Consider the following 16,819-nt stretch of genomic DNA (forward strand, 5'->3'; position numbering starts at 1 on the left):
TCTATTGTCAATATCAAAGATTGACGAAGTTGTAAAAAAAAGATCAATACTCCCTGGGGGTACGATTGAGCTCCTTTAAGGTAAACACAGGTCCGTCTTTGCACACCAGCTCTTTGCCGATGTTACACCGCCCGCACATGCCGATGCCACACTTCATGCGGTTTTCAAGTGACATGATGATCTGCTCATCGCCGTACCCCAGTTTTTCAAGGGCCGGCTGGGTAAATTTGATCATGATGGGCGGTCCGCACACGATGGCATAGGTTTCGGGCGACGCCTTGGGTGCCTTTTGTTCGACAATGGTCGGCACAAATCCCACGTTGTAGCCCCAGGTGGGATCATCGGTGCCGTCAACTGTTATGTGCATGTTGATATCGTCCCTTCGTTCCCACTCAAAGAGTTCATCCCGGTAGAGAAGCATGCCGGGGGACCTTGCCCCGTATACCACATCAATCTTGCCAAATTTTGACCGGTTGGCAGGGTCAAGCATATATACGATGGATGCCCTGAGGGTGGTAAAGGCAAATCCGCCACCGATTATCACAAGGTTTTTGCCTTCAAGTTTGTCCCAGGGGTAGGAATTGCCAAGCGGTCCCCTGATGCCCATGATGTCACCGACCTTCATGTTGTGAAGGTATGAGGTGACCACCCCTGTCTTGAATACGGTGAATTTGACAAATCCCTTTTCCGTGGGTGAAGAGGCGATCCCAATGGGGATCTCCCCCTTGCCGGGAATGGAAAGTTCGGCAAACTGGCCGGCCCTGTGGGAGAACTTTTCCCCGTCTTCCTCGTTTAAAAAGACAAACTTGAATGTCTTGAGCGACTTATCCTCGGTTGCGATCTCTATCTCATCGATGCGTACGGGATAAGGCCGATATGGATTATCCATTTTTCCTCCAATTGTGCCCTATTTCTGCGGCTCGTATGAGTTCATTTTATTGCAGACCTGGCGTATGTCGATGTTGACTGGACATTTTTCCACACATCTTCCACACCCCACGCACATGGTTCCGCTGTCGTACTTGTCCAGAAAGTACTTGAGCTTGTGCATGAACCGCTGACGTACCCGTTGGGTCTTTTCACCCCTTGGATTGTGGCCTGAGCCGTGCTTTGTGAACAGAGGCGACATACAGGTGTCCCAGTTGCGAAACCTTGCAGCAGAATTGCCCTTTGTCTCATCCTGGATGTCAAAGCACCAGCAGGTGGGGCAGACAAAGGTACAGGTGCCACAGTTGATGCAGGTAAAGGCAAGATCCTCCCAGAACGGTGCGCCGTGGAGGTCCAGGATCGATTTTTGTGCAAGTTTGTCTGTAAACACAGCCAGAGGCCCCATGGCAGTTTCAGCCTTGTTTTTTAACTGTTCAATCTTTTCAAGGCTTTCATCCGTGTCTGCAACGGTATCAAATCCGGCTGCACTGAAAAAAGCCTCTCCCTTTGGGGTCAAGACCTTGGCAAGATAAAGATCTCCTGCGTCCACCAGAAGGGCGTCCAGGCCCTCTTCGGCAAAGGGCCCGCTACCCATGGCTGTTGAAAAATCCGTAACAGACGGCTGGTTTACGGCAAGCCCCACAAAGGTTGTTGCCGCATAGGCATCACACCAATAGGGGTCACGGTATTCCGGGGTGTCAAAGTTGAGTTTGACCAGAGCCACGGCCCTTGCATCATAGGGTCGAATACCGATGACGGCACGGGGGGAATAGTCCGTTTCCGGCCTTTCCATGATGTGGTGGTTTTCAGCGGTTGGATCAAGGGTTGCCCCAAGAAGTTTTTCCGTCTGGGGAAAAAGAACCGACTTGGGTGACATGATCGTATCTGGTTTTTCCATGTCCGGATATTGATCCGGGGCCAGCTGTTTAAACATTGACTGGTTGTTGTCTGTTACAGGGCCAAAGAGATGATACGCCTTTCTGGATGCATCAATGCCCCTGTTCCAGTCGTTTTTATCGATTTGTATGACTTTCATATGGATACCTTTTTATAGATAACTCCCACCAGGATGTTGAAATTAAATGCGTTTTAAAAATACCATGTTCCGGCCGGGCCGGTTACTTGATAAATGCATCGGGATCATCGGGTTTGAATGTATCCAGGGGCGGCCGCTGGTCCAGGGTGAGGCCTGCTTCCCATCCATAGATCTCAAGGCTGTCCTTGACAAGTTTTCGAGTGAAGTCCCTGACTCTGATATCCATGGGGCAGGCCTCCTCACACGCTCCGCAATCGGTACAGCGCCCGGCACAGTGGTAGGCCCGTAAAAAGTGAAAGGTCCTCACATCTGATGGGTCCTGGCCCTTTCCAACCCATTGGGGATTGGATTCATCCACAAAGCAGGTGGGGCAGTAGCACAGGGGGCAGGCATTTCTGCACGCATAGCAGCGGATACACCCGTCAAGCAGGGTTTCAAAGTGATTCCACCGCTGGTCGTCATCCATCTGTTCAATGGCTTTGACGTCCTTGAACGGGTCCTCAAGGGTTTGCTCGACCACGGGTTCTGCAACCAGCACGTCGTGGATAACGGGATTCCGGTGCATGCAGGTGCGGCAGTTGGCCCTGAGATAATCCTGCTTGTCAATTTTAAGTTCATTTTCAAGGGTCTTGACCAGAAGGGTTTCACCCTCTTCCTTGAATTGGGTGATTTCAAGGTCAAACAGGGCACGGATGCTTGGTTTGTCAACCATTCCCGTGCACGGCACGCCAATGATGTAAAGCTGCTCCCTTGAAATTTTGTTTTCAACAATGTGGTTGACAATATTTCTTGAGTCGCATCCCTTTGCAATGATGCCGATTTTTTCCGTTCGATTGGTCAGGTAATTGGCAAGATTGAGACTGCAGTTGGCGTCCCAGACAAAGGTAGCTGCCTCTTCAGGGGTTCTTGCAATGGCAGGCACGGTGGCCATGGGCACGGTGCCCTGTTTGAAGCCAATGACCAGGTCTACCTTGCCCTCCCGTAACAGGTTTGAGGAGAGTTCCCTGATTTTTTCAGTATATGCATTCATTTAACTTTCCCCTAACCCGCTTTTTTGACAAGTTTATGGTTGGGTCCAAGGGCATTGACTGCCTTGGTCACCCGTGTGACAACGTCCACAAATTTAGTGGCTTCTGCCGAAGAGATCCAGGAGAAGTGGAGTCTGTCCCGTTCGATACCCATGTGCTCAAGCAGATTTCCCATGAGTGCAAATTTCCGGCGTGCGTAGTAATTACCTTCCAGGTAATGGCATTCACCCGGATGTCAACCGGACACCCATACCCCGTCGGCACCCTCCCTGAAGGCGCTCAGGATAAATTTCGGGCTCATTCTTCCCGTGCACGGGATTCGTATCACCCGGACATCGGCCGGGTATTGCATTCGGCTTACACCAGCAAGATCGGCGGCACCATAGCTGCACCAGTTGCACAAAAAACCGACGATCTTTGTCTTTTTTTCCGTCATTATTTTTTTCTCCTTTATACTGCTTCGTCCAGGGCAAATATCTGGGCAAAAATCTGATTGGTGTCAAAGCCCTTGAGGTGAAGGGCACCCGACCGGCAGGAGGCAACGCACAATCCGCAGCCCTTGCACAGTACCGGGTTGATCTCAGCCTTGCCCTTGAAACGGCCTTCCGTGGCAAAACTTGGGGCTGAATAGGGGCAGATGCTGACACACACGCCGCAGGAACTGCACACCATGGGATCCACGGTTGCAACGTTGCCGCTCATGGAGACGGTCTGGCGTGCCAGAAGGGTCACGGCCCTTGAGGCTGCGGCCTGCCCATGGGCAATGGCCTCGTCAATGGGTTTGGGATAGTGGGCAAGTCCGCAAAGGAACACCCCGTCAGTGGCAAATTCAGAGGGTCCAAGTTTTGCGTGGCGTTCCACAAAGAAGCCATCCTCGTTCAGCGGCACTTTGAAGAAGTTTGCCAGGCGCTCGTCCCTGTTGGGCACAATGGCCGATGCCAGGGTCAGAATATCCGCCTCGATCTCAAGGGGGATGCCCAGTACATGGTCGGTGATCGTGATTTTGAGACTCTCTTTTGAAGCCTCGACCACGGGCTTGTTGTCAAGGCTGTAACGGATGAAGATGACCCCCATTTCCCTTGCCTGCTGGTACTTGTATTCGCGCTCGCCATAGGTTCTGATATCCCGGTACAGAATGTAAACGTCCATGTCGGGATTGATGGTTTTAAGGGCAATGGCATTGTCAATGGAATGGGTGCAGCACACCCTTGAACAATAGGGTCGGTCCTTGTCCCTTGAACCAACGCACTGGATAAAAACCGCCGAATTCAGGGTTTTGAGTTCCTCGTCCCTGTCGATGAAGCGTCGATCAAGCTCAAGGCTTGTCAATACCCGGGGATCCTTACCATAGAGGTACTCCTTGGGTTTCAGGCCGGTGGCACCGGTTGCGACAATGGCCACACCATGTTCAATGGTTTCAGGTTTACCGTTTGTGGTGAGGGTGGATTTAAAGTTGCCCACGAATCCCTCCACATCGTCCAGGGTGGTATTCAGATGGAGGTGGACCTTGTCGTTGCTGGTTACTGAAGTCACAAGGTCTGTGAGCCCCTGCTGAATGTCCTCTTCCAGATATGTCCGGTACAGATTGTTGGCCTGCCCTCCAAGTTTGTCTGATTTTTCCACCAGGTGAACTTCATATCCCTGTTCGGCAAGGTTTTTAGCACTGGCGATGCCTGAAACCCCACCACCGATGACCAGGGCGGTCTGGTTGACGTTGAGTTTTGCCTCTTTCAAGGGTTCCATCAGGGCAACCTTTGAGACCGCCATGCGAACCAGGTCCTTGGATTTTTCAGTGGCAAGTTTAGGGCTTGCCTTGTGGACCCAGGAGGCGTGGTTCCGGATGTTGGTCATTTCAAAGAGATACTTGTTGAGACCAGCATTGATAAGGGTCTCCTGGAATAGGGGTTCGTGGGTTTTCGGGGTGCAGGCGGCCACCACGATCCGGTTGAGGTTGTTCTCCTTGATGATCTGAGTCATGGTGTCCTGGGTATCCTGGGAGCAGGTGTAGAGATTGTCCGAACAGTACTCCACATAGGGAAGCTTTGCCGCATAATCCCTCACACTTTCCACATCCACGATACCGGCAATGTTGGACCCGCACTTGCAGACAAACACCCCGATGCGGGGCCGTTCACCAATGACGTTTGTCTCTGGGATTTCCTCGGCCTTTTTGGTCATGGTGTCCCGGGCGCTTGAGAGCAGGGCGCCTGCCTCTGCTGCTGCAGCGCTGGAATCAACAACGGACTGGGGAATATCCTTGGGGCCCTGGAAAGCACCTGCCACAAAGATGCCTCTCTGGGTCGTTTCCACCGGGGCAAAGCTTTCGGTTCGGGCAAAGTTGCCTTCGGTGAGTTCGATATTAAGCCTGTTGGCAAGATCCACCACCTCCGGGCTGATTTCAAGACCCACGGAAAGGACGATCATGTCAAAGGTTTCAGACTCCATGGACCCCATTTCATCAACATAGCGTACATTGAGGTCGTCGGTTCCTGCCACGGGATTGACCGTGTGGACCCGGCTTCTGACAAATCGGATGCCGAGATCTTTGGCCCGGTTGTAGTAGCGTTCAAAATCCTTACCATGGGTTCGCATATCCATGAAGAAGATCGTACATTCAAGGCTGTCTCCTGCATGTTCCTTTGCAATGACTGCCTCTTTCAGGGCATACATGCAGCAGACCGACGAGCAGTACTTGTGGTCGCATCGATTCATATCCCTTGAGCCTACGCACTGGAACCAGGCGATTTTTTTGGGTTCCTTGTGGTCGGAAAACCGTGCAAGGTGGCCCTGGGTGGGACCTGAGGCGGATAGAATTCTCTCAAATTCCATGGCTGTCATTACATTGGGGTGGTTTGCATACTGATAGTTGTCAAGCCCCTGGGGATCAAAGGCTGTAAAGCCAGGCGCCAGGATCACAGCCCCTGCATCTATGGTTTCGGTGGCTCCTTTTTCAAGGTGGGTCTCAAGGGTTAAGGCACCCGCGCCGCAGGCCTTGACGCATTCATAACATTCACAGCATACCATGCAGTCAAGGCACCGGCTGGCCTCGGCAATGGCCTGTTCTTCAGTGAATCCAAGTTCAACCTCGTCAAAGCCAGCCAGACGCTGTTCCATGGGGATTCTTGCCATGGTCTGGCGTTGGACCTTTTTGATCCTGTCCGGGATGGGGTTGAAGTTTTTCTGGGCATATTCAACGGGTTCACGCCCCTGGGCAAGGTCCTCGTGGTCAAGAAACCTCAGAATGGAAACGCCTGCCTGGTTGCCTGCAGCAACGGCATTGATGGCAATAGAAGCACCGGTTTCAGCGTCGCCACCTGCAAAAACCCCCTTTCTTTGTGTCTCAAAGGTGAGGGGGTTGACTTCAATGTTACCCCAGCGGTTGATGGTTATTCCTTGTTTTTCATCAATGCACGATGTGTCGGTGCGTTGACCGATGGCCGGGATGATGTAATCGGTATTAATGATAAAATCGCTGCCTTCAACCGGAACCGGTCGTCGGCGACCGCTCTTGTCCGGTTCGCCAAGTTCCATGCGAAAACACCGGATGCCAACGGTTTTGCCGTCCTCTGCAACCACCTCCTTGGGGGCGGTGAGAAACTGGATGTCAACCCCCTCTTCAAGGGCATCTTCGATCTCTTCATCCCGGGCCGGCATTTCAGTCTCGGTTCTTCGGTATAAAATGCTCACCTTTTCGGCCCCGATTCTAAGCGCAGTTCGGGCGGCATCAATTGCCACGTCACCGCCGCCAATGATGACTACCTTGCCCTTTAGGGGTTTACCGGTGCCAAGGGCCGCCTCCTTGAGAAGTGTTACCCCGGAGATTACTCCGTTAAAGGCTTCACCCGGAATGCCAAGTTCCATTCCCCGATGGCAGCCAATGGCCAGATAAACCGAGGCAAAACCTTCCGCAAACAATGCGTCAACTGTGAAATCACGGCCAAGTGCCTTATTGTACTGGATTTCAACGCCAAGCTGGTTGGTAATGTAGGAGACTTCATCTTCGAGCACTTTTGGGGGAAGTCGATAATCGGGAATACCGACCTTGAGCATGCCGCCGGCCGCTGGAAGGGCTTCAAAAATGGTGACTTTCACCCCCTTGCCGGCAAGAAAGGCAGCAGCGGAAAGCCCTGCAGGTCCAGCCCCCACAATGGCAACCCGCTCAGGTCTTGGGGCTATTTCAGGAGCGGGAAGGTCTTTGATGTTGACCTGGTCTGCAACGAACCGTTTCAGGGTGCATATGGAAACGGCAGATTCCACCTGTTCCCTCCGGCAGGCATCTTCACAGGGATGGGGACAGATTCTGCCGATGGATCCGGGTAGCGGAAGGTTTCGTAGGATTACCTCCAGGGCCTCCTTGTATTTTTTCTTGCCTGCAAGGGCCACATAGGCGTGGGCATTGACGCTGTTGGGACAGGCGTTTGTGCAGGGAGAGCGGTCTTTCTTGGTGATTGAAAAGGCACCGGGCACTGCCTGGGCATAGGGTTTATAAGTAGCATGCCTTGTCGTAAGTCCCTGTTCAAAGATACTGGGCAGGGTTACAGGACAGGCCTCGGCACATTCGCCGCAACCGGTGCACTTTGCCGTATCAATGAATCTTGGAGTTCTGTCCAGGGTGATCTGAAAATTTCCAGCCTTACCTTTTATCGATTTTGTTTCGCTAAGGGTGTGTAGCTCAATGTTTAAATGCCGGCCGACCTCGACCAGTGTGGGTGAAATAATTCACATGGCACAGTCATTGGTGGGGAATGTCTTGTCTAACTGGGACATTACCCCGCCAATGGATGGGCTTTTTTCAACCAAATGGACATAGTATCCGGAATTAGCAAGATCAAGGGCAGAGAGCATACCGGAGATTCCGCCTCCGATCACGGCTACCGAGCCTGTTACTTTGTTTGTCATTTTTTTTCTCCCATATGAAGTTGATGAAATTTATTCACCACTTAAATTTTACATTGAGAACTAAAACTCTTTTAATTTTATAGTTTTTATAATATGTTACTTGAACTTTTAACAAGGTACAAGTTTGACTCTACAATACTAACCATATTTTATATGGTACTTAGAGTTTAAAAAATACGATGTCAATGAATTTATGAGGCTGAACAGGATTCTGTTGCTGAATGGGATGGAAATGAATAAAAAAAAAATTATCCTTGTTTGCGGTCCCACAGGCGTAGGAAAAACCGGGTTTGCCATTGATCTTGCCACACGTGTGGGTGCAGAGATCATCGGTGCAGATTCCATGCAGATCTATCGTTACATGGACGTTGGAACGGCAAAACCCGATGCACGGGAGCAGTCAGCGGTCCGTCATTACCTTGTGGATGTGGTGGACCCGGACCAGGATTTTGATGCGGCCTGTTTTGCCCGCATGGCGGATCTTGCCATTGAGGAACTCCATAAAAAAGGAAGGGCGGCAGTTGTGGCCGGGGGCACGGGTTTTTATTTTAAGGCCCTTGTGCATGGGCTTTTCAGGGGAACAAAAGCCGATCCAAGGGTCCTTGCGGCACTTGAACAGGAGGCGGCAAAGGGAGTAGACCTCCATGCCAGGCTTTTAAGGGTTGATCCATCTGCCGCTGCAAAAATTCATCCAAATGATCTATTCAGGGTCATCCGTGCCCTTGAGGTGGCCACCACACATAACGCCACCATTTCATCCCTGCAAGAAGCCCATGGGTTTGAAGGTGAACGATACAGGGCTTTAAAGTTCGGCCTTTACATGGACCGTGAAAAACTGTACCAGAGAATAGAAAAACGGGTGGACATGATGCTTGACCAGGGATTGATCCAGGAGGTTGAAGGACTTCTTAATCGTGGATATACGTCGGATTTGAAATCCATGCAGTCCATTGGGTACAGACACGTGTGTCTGTATCTCAAAGGAGAGATCGGTTTTAATGAAATGGTGGGGCTGTTAAAACGTGATACCCGCCGTTATGCTAAACGTCAACTTACTTGGTTCAGGCGGGAAAAAGAAATGATCTGGCTCATGCCCCAGGAGATCGAGCGGGCTTTTTCCCTTGCATCAGATTTTCTTGTTGACCGGGATTGACCAGAACTAACCCGGATCGGCAGGGAATTAACAAAGGGTCGGGATTAATGAAAACAAGAAACAACAGATTGGTTGTCGTGCCCCAATTGGCTGTCATGCCCCAGGTGGTTGTGGTGTTGCTATTGGCAGTGGCGTTGGTGATGCTCACTTCGTGTGGGGTAAAACCCCCTCTGGCTCCAGGGGTTGAAATTTCTGAACCCCAGGTTGAGGAGGCTCCAGCGGTTGTGTCGGAAAAAACAGAGGCTGAAACAGCCTTTGAACTTGCCCAGGGTCTTGAAGAGAAGGGGCTTGTCGTTGATGTCCTGCGCCTGTATGCCAAGGCCCTTAAATTTGCACCTGAACATGAAAAGGATCGGGTGAGGTCGAGTCTCAACCGATTTCTTGCCACGGTTGACACTGCTGAACTTGAGGGTATAGCAGCATCGGAAGACGCGTCGTTCCCAAGGGCTGAGATACTTTACCGACTGGGGCTCAACTATGGATCCCAGGGAAATAATCAGCTTGCCATTGACACCTTTGTTCGCTTCCTCCAGGACCATCCCGATCATCAGGATGGTGAAAATGCAAGGCAGCTTGTCTTGCTTTTGCAGGAACATCTGTTTAAAAAAAATTCGGTGGGTTGCCTGCTTCCCCTGTCTGGACGGTTCAGCATTTTTGGAGAACGGGCCCTCAAGGGCATTGAGCTTGCCGTTCAGGATTTTTCAAATCAATACCATGTGAAGATCAACGTGCTCATCAAGGATACCCGATCTGACAATGATCAGACAGTCACCTGTGTTCAAGAACTGGCCGCTGAAAAGGTGGCAGGCATAGCAGGACCGATAATAACCGCAGAGGTGGCCGGCCAAACGGCCCAGCATCTGGGTCTTCCTCTGATTGCCATGACACAGAAGACCCAGGTGGCCAGGGATGGAGAATATGTGTTCTCTAATTTTCTGACACCTGAAATCCAGACCCAGGCCCTTGCCTCCTATGCCTCACGAATGCTTCAGGTGAAGAAGTTTGCCATCCTTTACCCTGATGATCGATATGGCAGAACCTATATGAACCTCTTCATGGACAAGGTGATTGAGATGGGAGGTGAGATCCTGGGGGCAGAATCCTATGGAAAGGACCAGACTGATTTTTCCGATGCCATTAAAAAACTCACCCGGCAATTTTCCCGGCAATCAAGCTTTGCTTCTACGGCGTTTTTTATTCCAGATTCCCCTGGCAAGGTGGGGATGATTCTTCCCCAGCTTGCATACCACGACATCACCGGCTGCTATCTTCTGGGAACAAACCTCTGGCATGATGATTCCCTGATCACTTCTGCAAAAAAATATGCCGTAAATACCGTCATCACAGATGGTTTTTTTGCTAATGGAATGAATTTAAAGGCAAAGGCCTTTGCCGAGCGATTTCGCTCTCTGTATGGGGAGGATCCGGGGTTTTTGGAGGCCGTGGCCTACGATACCCTGACCATGCTTGTTCAGACAGCCATGGAGCCGGGCGTTAATTCAAGGGCCGACCTGAGAGCAGGACTGTCAGACAAAAGAGTCTTTGAGGGCGTTACAGGCCGAACCATGTTTGATCCGGACGGCAACGCCCAGAAGGAGCTTGTCTTTATTACCATCAAGCAGGGTGAGTTTCGTGAGCTTTCCCGTTGATCAGGGCACCCTGGCCCGTGGCCTCCAGGACCGACTGCCATAGCTTTCCCTTTGGATCCACGTATTTCCTTTGTCCAGCTGAAGCCTCCATGGGAATATGGACATAGTGGTTGTTCCAGTTGCTGACCAGAAGCTTGGTCTTGCCGGCCATGCCCGCATGGACGGCGTCCCTTCCAAGGAACCCGCAGTAAACGCAGTCGTTTGAATTGGCGGGAAGACTCCTGATTATGTAGCTCGGGTCGATATACTTCAGGGTTACGGGGTTGTTTCGCTCTTTAAACCACTGGGAGATTTCGTTTTTTAAAAAGGTGCCAATATCCTTGAGCTTAATGTTGCCTGACGGATCATATTCGGTGGTCTGATTTTCAAAAAAACGCTGACCCGCCCCTTCGGCAACTACGATGACAGCGTGTTTTCTCTCCTTCATCCTGCGCTCCAGGGCAGCTAAAAATCCGTTTTCACCGGTGAGCTGGATTTCTATCTCGGGAATGAGTACGAAATTAGCATCTTGCTGGGCAAGGGCTGCCGTGGCAGCCAGAAATCCGGAGTGGCGGCCCATGAGCTTGATCAATCCGATACCGTTGGGATATCCCCTTGCCTCGTTGTGGGCACCCTTGATGGCTATGGTTGCGATGTCAACGGCCGTGTCAAACCCGAAGGTCCTGGAAACCAGGTAGATGTCGTTGTCTATGGTCTTGGGGATGACAATGATGCTCACCTTGAGGTTACGTTCGGTGATGGTTTCTGCAATTTTTTTGGCTGCCACCAGGGTGCCGTCTCCACCAACCATGAACAGAATGCCGATGTTCATGCGTTCCAGGCAGTCGACAATGGTGCCGATATCCTGGGTGCCCCTGGAACTGCCAAGTATGGTGCCACCCATGTCAAGAATGTTTGATACCGAAGCTGCTGTCAATTCCATGACCTCATGGCCAAACTCGGGTATAAATCCCTGAAGGCCGTGGCGAATGCCGTAGATATTCTTGACCCCGTAGCAGTGGTAGAGTTCAAGTACAACCGATCGTATGATGTCGTTGAGTCCAGGGCATAGTCCACCGCAGGTGACAATGGCGCATTTGAGTTTGCTCGGATCAAAGTAGATTTTTTCCCTTGGACCTGCCTTTTCAAAGCTTGGTGGTTCAACGTTGTTTTTGATGGTGTCTTTAATCTTGTTGAGATTCACATCAATGAGCACCCGGTCTTCATCTTTGACAAACCGTTCTGTGTACCCACCCTGTGCCTTTGCAGCAAGGGGAGAGAGGACCTTTGCTTCTCCAAGGGTTTCAATTTTGGTGGTTATCGTTTTTTCTTTCATGGCACTCTCCTTACTATAGGGGATGGTTTCGGTGGGCATCGTTTTCAAGGTTTACGCGCCGTTGAAACTGAAGGCGCCTTTGCCGAGAATTTCGTGGAGATGGAGAATCCCGCATAGTTTCTTGCTGTTGTCGGTCACGGGAAGGGCAGTTATCTCATTCTTTTCCATAATGTTCAGGGCGTCGTACAGGGGGGAATTGGGCCGAATTGTAAAGGGGTCGCAACTCATCACATCTTCAACAACTATATGGTCAAAATCAAACTGACCCCTGGCGATGCTGTGCCGGATGTCCCCGTCTGTGATGATGCCAAGAAGGGTGTTGTCCGTGTCCGTAATGAGTACCGCACCGAGCTTGAACTGTTCCATGACCCCGATGGCGAAGGTTATGGTGGTTCCCCTGGCAACGACCGGTGGAGGGTCGTCGTGGTTCATGATCTCTTTGACCATGCATGACAGGCGTTGGCCAAGGACGCCGCCTGGATGGGACCGTTTAAAGTCGCTTTCCTTGAAATTTTTCTTTTTAATGAGGACCACGGCCAATGCATCTCCCATGGCAAGCTGGGCGGTAGTGCTGCAGGTGGGGGCAAGTCCCAGGGGGCAGGCCTCTTTTTCAACACCTGTGTCAATGACCATGTCACAAAGTTTAGCCATGGTGGATCCGGGGTTGCCGGTAAAGGCAATCATGGCGCAGCCCAAGGCTTTGATGGAGGGTAATAGAACGTTGAGTTCTCCTGTTTCTCCACTGTTTGAGATGGCGATGAACACATCCTGCTCAATCACCATGCCAAGATCTCCATGCATGGCTTCAACCGGGTGGAGAAACATGGCATTGGTCCCTGTGCTTGTGAGGGTTGCAACTATTTTCTTACCGATCAGGCCGGATTTGCCGATACCGGAAATGATGACGCGTCCCTTGGACGAGAGAATGGTTTTAACCATTTGTTCAAATTCCGGGCCGATTTTTTTCGTCAGATGAAGGATGCTTTCGGCTTCTTTTTCAAGTACCTCTTTTGCTGCTTCTATGATCATTTATTTTCACTTGTATGGGTTTAGGGTGTCACGGTTTGCAGGTTGCGGAAGTACTCTGCCCCGGATTAAGAATTACACCTAAAAGTTTTAGGTTACTGGCTATTCATGGCAGTTTTTTGTGGAAAAATCAAGGCTCAAAATTAATGGCGGTGAATTAATGGTGTTGACAAAAAGGCGGGCAATGATATAGTAACAGTTTTGAAAATTAAGTTTTCAAGCACAGGGCGGAAACTAAACATGGTTTCCATTATTTTTGGGAAATATAGACGGGGTTTTAAAAATGATCTGTACAACAATCAGAAAAGGTGATGAATGTGTTTTCATGACAGCCAGTGGCTGTAAATATAACGGCGGTGCGTGCAAACCTGTGGTAGAAGCCTGCGAAGGGTGCCAGAGGGTTTCATCATATGAGACCGGCAACTACTGTACTTCAGCACCGGATCCGGCGCTCAAGTGGAAAAATGGTAACTGCAATCTTGCCACCCATATAAAAGCGGCTGTCGAAACCAAGAAGCAGAAGGTCAATCCGATCAAGGCTTCAAAACGGCGTTAAGATAAAATTTTCCTTGAACCCGGCCTCACCATTAATGCCGGGTTCAAGGGCATTCTCCTTCCCATGTCTCGCAAAAGGAAAAAGTTCAAGATGAATCCCCTTGCCCAGGAACTCAACTCTTCGATTCAAGCTCTTAATCCCCACGTCTTTGAAATGCTTTCAGATATGGGGAAAAATCTTTTTTTCCCAAAGGGAATACTGAGCCAAAGCGCTGAAGCAAAACTCAAGGCTGACAAAATTAATGCAACCATCGGCATTGCCAAGCAAGGAGGGGTGGTGATGAACCTTCCTTCTGTTGCAGGCCTTGTCGGCGGTATCGATCCCAACAATTTCCTTCCCTATGCCCCCTCATTTGGAATTCCTGAGCTGAGAAAAACCTGGAAACAGTCACTCTATGTGAAAAATCCTTCTCTCAAGAATGCAAAGATTGGGCTTCCAGTGGTTACTTCCGGCATCACCCATGCCGTGTCCACCTTTGCAGATCTCTTTATCAACCCTGGGGACAGGGTGATTCTTCCGGACATGATGTGGGGAAACTACAACATGACCTTCGGCATCAGGAACAGGGCTGAAATTGTTCATTACAACACCTTTAACCTTGAGCTCACTGGCCTTGATCTTGATGGATTTGAAACCGCTGTCCAGGGTGAAGCCAAAGCGAGCACCAAGGTGATCGTTGTCCTGAATTTTCCCAATAATCCCAGTGGGTATTCCCCAACGGTGGACGAGGGGAAAAAGATCGCTCAGATACTCACGGCGGTTGCCGAAGGTGGAACCAACGTGGTTGTTGCATTTGATGACGCCTATTTTGGACTCTTTTTTGAACAGAAAACCATGAAGGAATCCCTGTTTGCCCTGCTGGCCAATGCCCATGAACGGATACTGGCCGTTAAGCTTGACGGAGCCACCAAGGAGGACTATGTGTGGGGGCTCAGGGTGGGATTTATCACCTATGGGACCCAGGTGAAAAATGATCAAAATGATGTGCTTTATGGCGCCCTGGAAAAAAAGACAGCAGGCTGTATCCGTGGCTGCATTTCCAACTGCTCCCACCTGAGCCAGTCCATCGTTTTAAAATCCATGGAAAACGAAAATTACCCGGTATATAAACAGGAAAAGTTTGACCTTCTCAAGGAGAGGGCTCTTAAGATCAAGGAAGTACTCAAGGATCCCAAATACGCATCTGCCTTTGATGTCTACCCCTTTAATTCAGGGTACTTCATGTGTGTCCGCCTCAAGGAAGTGGATGCGGAAATCCTGAGGGTTCACCTCCTTGACACCTATGGAACCGGTGTGATTGCTATTGGGTCAAGAAATATTCGAGTTGCATTCTCCTGCCTTGAGCTGGGGGATGTCGGTTTGATGTTTGACACCATCCTGAAGGGAGTTAACGATCTAACCACATCAGGGGGATGAAAAGGGGTGTGAAGAAACTATTCTTCGGGATGATAAAAGGGGTAAGATCTCCGGACATTGCCGTTGCCGGACGCTGGCTTTTCAATTTTATTCTCATCGGGATCATTGCTGGTCTTGGATCTGTGATTTTCCAATACCTCTGCCAGTTGGGCCTCCACTTTTTCATGGACTTCATGGCAGGGTACAGACCGGCTTCTCCTGCCGGCGAACATCATCTCTTTCCCCCCACCCATTCGGTTTTCAATCGCTGGATACTTCTGATCCTTCCGGCTGCCGGCGGAATTATAAGTGGATGGCTCGTTTATACATTTGCCCCGGAAGCCGAGGGTCATGGTACAGATGCCGCCATTGAGGCCTACCATTCAAAGGGCGGTTTCATCCGATCCAGGGTTCCCTTTGTAAAAACCCTTGCCTCGGCCATTACCCTTACCACGGGTGGTTCCGGTGGAAGGGAAGGACCCATCGCCCAGATTGGTGCAGGTTTCGGGTCGTTTCTTGCCACGCGCATGAAACTTTCCGACAGGGAGCGGCGTATCATGATGGCCGCAGGCGTCGGCGCAGGCGTCGGCAGTATATTCCGTGCCCCCCTGGCCGGGGCCCTGTTTGCCGCAGAGGTTCTTTACCGGGACCCCGAGTTTGAATCGGATGTGATCATTCCTGCCGGGATCTCTTCGGTGGTTGCCTATTGTATCTTCTGTCTGGTTTTTGGCTGGGGCTCTTTGTTCGACTCCCCGGGGTTTAAGTTCCAGAATCCGCTGGAACTTGGGCCCTACATGGTGCTTGCCCTTGTTCTTGTGGTAACGGGCATTTTTTACGTCAAGACCTTTTACGGGATAGCAGGTTTTTTTCATCGTTTAAAAATCCCAAATGCCTTGAAACCCGCAATTGGCGGACTTGCCACTGGCATCATCGGCTTTTTTCTTCCCTACACCCTTGCCTTTGGTTATGGGTATGCCCAGCAGGCCATTTTTAATGAGCTGTCCATCGCCATTCTTTTAGCCCTGGCCATTGGCAAGATTTTCACCACTTCATTTTCCATTGGTTCAGGTGGCAGTGGCGGGGTGTTTGGTCCGTCCATCGTCATTGGCGGCGCCATGGGAGGTGTGGTTGGAAAGTTGTTCCATATGTTGATCCCCTCCGTGGTGACCAATCCTGGAACCTTTGTCATTGTAGGCATGGCAGGATTTTTCACTGCTGTCTCGAACACACCCATTTCAACCATCATCTTTGTCAGCGAGATGACCAACTCCTATTACCTGCTGCTTCCCTCGCTTCTGGTCTGTTCTCTGTGCTATCTTCTGGCCAAGCCCTGGACCATTTTTCACAATCAGGTAAAAAGTCGGGTGGAATCCCCGGCCCATGCCGGTGAATTTATGATGGATATTCTCCAGACCATCAAGGTTCAGGATTTGATGGGGCTTGTGAAAAAGGTCATTTACGTGAAGGAGAGCTTGCCCTTTTCAGAATTCAAGACTCTTTTTTCAAAGACAAAGCAGCACTACTTTCCGGTAATGAACCAGCACAACCGGTTCTGCGGCATTTTTTCCAGCACCGACATCCGGGAGGTTATTTTTGCAAGTTATATTGAAGATCTTGTGGTAATGCGGGACATCATGGTTTCTGATCTCATCGTGACAACGCCTTCAGAGGACATCAATACTGTTCTTCAGAAACTGACCATCAAAAATATCGATGCCCTTCCCGTTGTCAAGGAGGATGATCACGGCACCCTGCTTGGCCTTCTATACCGGCGGGATGTCATTGCCCATTACAATCAGTACCTGAAAAAAATGAAAGACCATTGAGGCAGGAAC

Annotated in this window: 12 protein-coding genes; 5 read left to right on the top strand and 7 right to left on the bottom strand. The window is 50.5% G+C overall.

The window, feature by feature from the left end; genetic code table 11:
* Positions 1-43: 43 nt before the first annotated feature.
* The 5 genes from HRM2_RS10920 to HRM2_RS10945 form a co-directional block, all read right to left on the bottom strand.
* Positions 44-889 (bottom strand): FAD/NAD(P)-binding protein, encoded by an 846-nt coding sequence (locus HRM2_RS10920; protein ID WP_015904073.1) that lies wholly within the window; start codon positions 887-889, stop codon positions 44-46.
* Between the two features lie 18 nt (positions 890-907).
* The gene (locus tag HRM2_RS10925) at positions 908-1,963 is read right to left on the bottom strand and encodes a 4Fe-4S dicluster domain-containing protein (RefSeq protein ID WP_015904074.1); all 1,056 of its coding nucleotides are present in this window, start codon (positions 1,961-1,963) and stop codon (positions 908-910) included.
* An 82-nt stretch (positions 1,964-2,045) separates the two neighbouring features.
* On the bottom strand, positions 2,046-2,993 hold the full coding sequence (locus HRM2_RS10930) for a 4Fe-4S dicluster domain-containing protein (protein ID WP_015904075.1): 948 nt from the start codon (positions 2,991-2,993) through the stop codon (positions 2,046-2,048).
* A gap of 11 nt (positions 2,994-3,004) precedes the next feature.
* Entirely contained in the window at positions 3,005-3,427 is a 423-nt protein-coding gene (locus tag HRM2_RS26015) for a hydrogenase iron-sulfur subunit (RefSeq protein ID WP_015904076.1), read from the bottom strand.
* A gap of 14 nt (positions 3,428-3,441) precedes the next feature.
* Positions 3,442-7,890 (bottom strand): FAD-dependent oxidoreductase, encoded by a 4,449-nt coding sequence (locus tag HRM2_RS10945; RefSeq protein ID WP_015904077.1) that lies wholly within the window; start codon positions 7,888-7,890, stop codon positions 3,442-3,444.
* A 232-nt stretch (positions 7,891-8,122) separates the two neighbouring features.
* On the opposite strand from HRM2_RS10945, the gene miaA reads away from it, so the two are divergent.
* Entirely contained in the window at positions 8,123-9,043 is a 921-nt protein-coding gene (gene miaA, locus HRM2_RS10955; RefSeq protein WP_015904078.1) for a tRNA (adenosine(37)-N6)-dimethylallyltransferase MiaA, read from the top strand.
* 47 nt (positions 9,044-9,090) lie between these two features.
* Positions 9,091-10,692, top strand: coding sequence for a penicillin-binding protein activator (locus tag HRM2_RS10960; RefSeq protein WP_015904079.1), 1,602 nt, complete (start codon positions 9,091-9,093; stop codon positions 10,690-10,692).
* Here the strand turns inward: HRM2_RS10960 and HRM2_RS10965 are convergent.
* A complete protein-coding gene (locus HRM2_RS10965) occupies positions 10,658-12,007 on the bottom strand; it encodes an ATP-dependent 6-phosphofructokinase (protein WP_041273209.1) in 1,350 nt (449 codons plus the stop codon). The genes HRM2_RS10960 and HRM2_RS10965 overlap by 35 nt on opposite strands.
* A gap of 51 nt (positions 12,008-12,058) precedes the next feature.
* Entirely contained in the window at positions 12,059-13,036 is a 978-nt protein-coding gene (locus tag HRM2_RS10970) for a KpsF/GutQ family sugar-phosphate isomerase (RefSeq protein WP_015904081.1), read from the bottom strand.
* Between the two features lie 280 nt (positions 13,037-13,316).
* Between HRM2_RS10970 and HRM2_RS10975 the strand changes: the two genes are divergently transcribed.
* The 3 genes from HRM2_RS10975 to HRM2_RS10985 all read left to right on the top strand — a co-directional run bounded on the left by HRM2_RS10975 (position 13,317) and on the right by HRM2_RS10985 (position 16,810).
* The gene (locus tag HRM2_RS10975; protein WP_015904082.1) at positions 13,317-13,589 is read left to right on the top strand and encodes a PxxKW family cysteine-rich protein; all 273 of its coding nucleotides are present in this window, start codon (positions 13,317-13,319) and stop codon (positions 13,587-13,589) included.
* A 90-nt stretch (positions 13,590-13,679) separates the two neighbouring features.
* Positions 13,680-15,005 (top strand): aminotransferase class I/II-fold pyridoxal phosphate-dependent enzyme, encoded by a 1,326-nt coding sequence (locus HRM2_RS10980; RefSeq protein ID WP_015904083.1) that lies wholly within the window; start codon positions 13,680-13,682, stop codon positions 15,003-15,005.
* A gap of 29 nt (positions 15,006-15,034) precedes the next feature.
* Positions 15,035-16,810, top strand: a complete 1,776-nt coding sequence (locus tag HRM2_RS10985; protein WP_041273882.1) for a chloride channel protein — start codon at positions 15,035-15,037, stop codon at positions 16,808-16,810.
* Positions 16,811-16,819: the final 9 nt, after the last annotated feature.

It is taken from the genome of Desulforapulum autotrophicum HRM2 (assembly GCF_000020365.1).
In the GTDB taxonomy this organism is placed as follows: domain Bacteria; phylum Desulfobacterota; class Desulfobacteria; order Desulfobacterales; family Desulfobacteraceae; genus Desulforapulum; species Desulforapulum autotrophicum.

Excerpts from the sequence above, each read along its gene's own strand:
- HRM2_RS10920 (WP_015904073.1), bottom strand. The coding sequence starts at position 889 with ATGGATAATCCATATCGGCCTTATCCCGTACGCATCGATGAGATAGAG.
- HRM2_RS10925 (WP_015904074.1), bottom strand. The coding sequence starts at position 1,963 with ATGAAAGTCATACAAATCGATAAAAACGACTGGAACAGGGGCATTGAT.
- HRM2_RS10930 (WP_015904075.1), bottom strand. The coding sequence starts at position 2,993 with ATGAATGCATATACTGAAAAAATCAGGGAACTCTCCTCAAACCTGTTA.
- miaA (WP_015904078.1), top strand. The coding sequence starts at position 8,123 with ATGAATAAAAAAAAAATTATCCTTGTTTGCGGTCCCACAGGCGTAGGA.
- HRM2_RS10960 (WP_015904079.1), top strand. The coding sequence starts at position 9,091 with ATGAAAACAAGAAACAACAGATTGGTTGTCGTGCCCCAATTGGCTGTC.
- HRM2_RS10965 (WP_041273209.1), bottom strand. The coding sequence starts at position 12,007 with ATGAAAGAAAAAACGATAACCACCAAAATTGAAACCCTTGGAGAAGCA.
- HRM2_RS10970 (WP_015904081.1), bottom strand. The coding sequence starts at position 13,036 with ATGATCATAGAAGCAGCAAAAGAGGTACTTGAAAAAGAAGCCGAAAGC.
- HRM2_RS10975 (WP_015904082.1), top strand. The coding sequence starts at position 13,317 with ATGATCTGTACAACAATCAGAAAAGGTGATGAATGTGTTTTCATGACA.
- HRM2_RS10980 (WP_015904083.1), top strand. The coding sequence starts at position 13,680 with ATGAATCCCCTTGCCCAGGAACTCAACTCTTCGATTCAAGCTCTTAAT.
- HRM2_RS10985 (WP_041273882.1), top strand. The coding sequence starts at position 15,035 with ATGATAAAAGGGGTAAGATCTCCGGACATTGCCGTTGCCGGACGCTGG.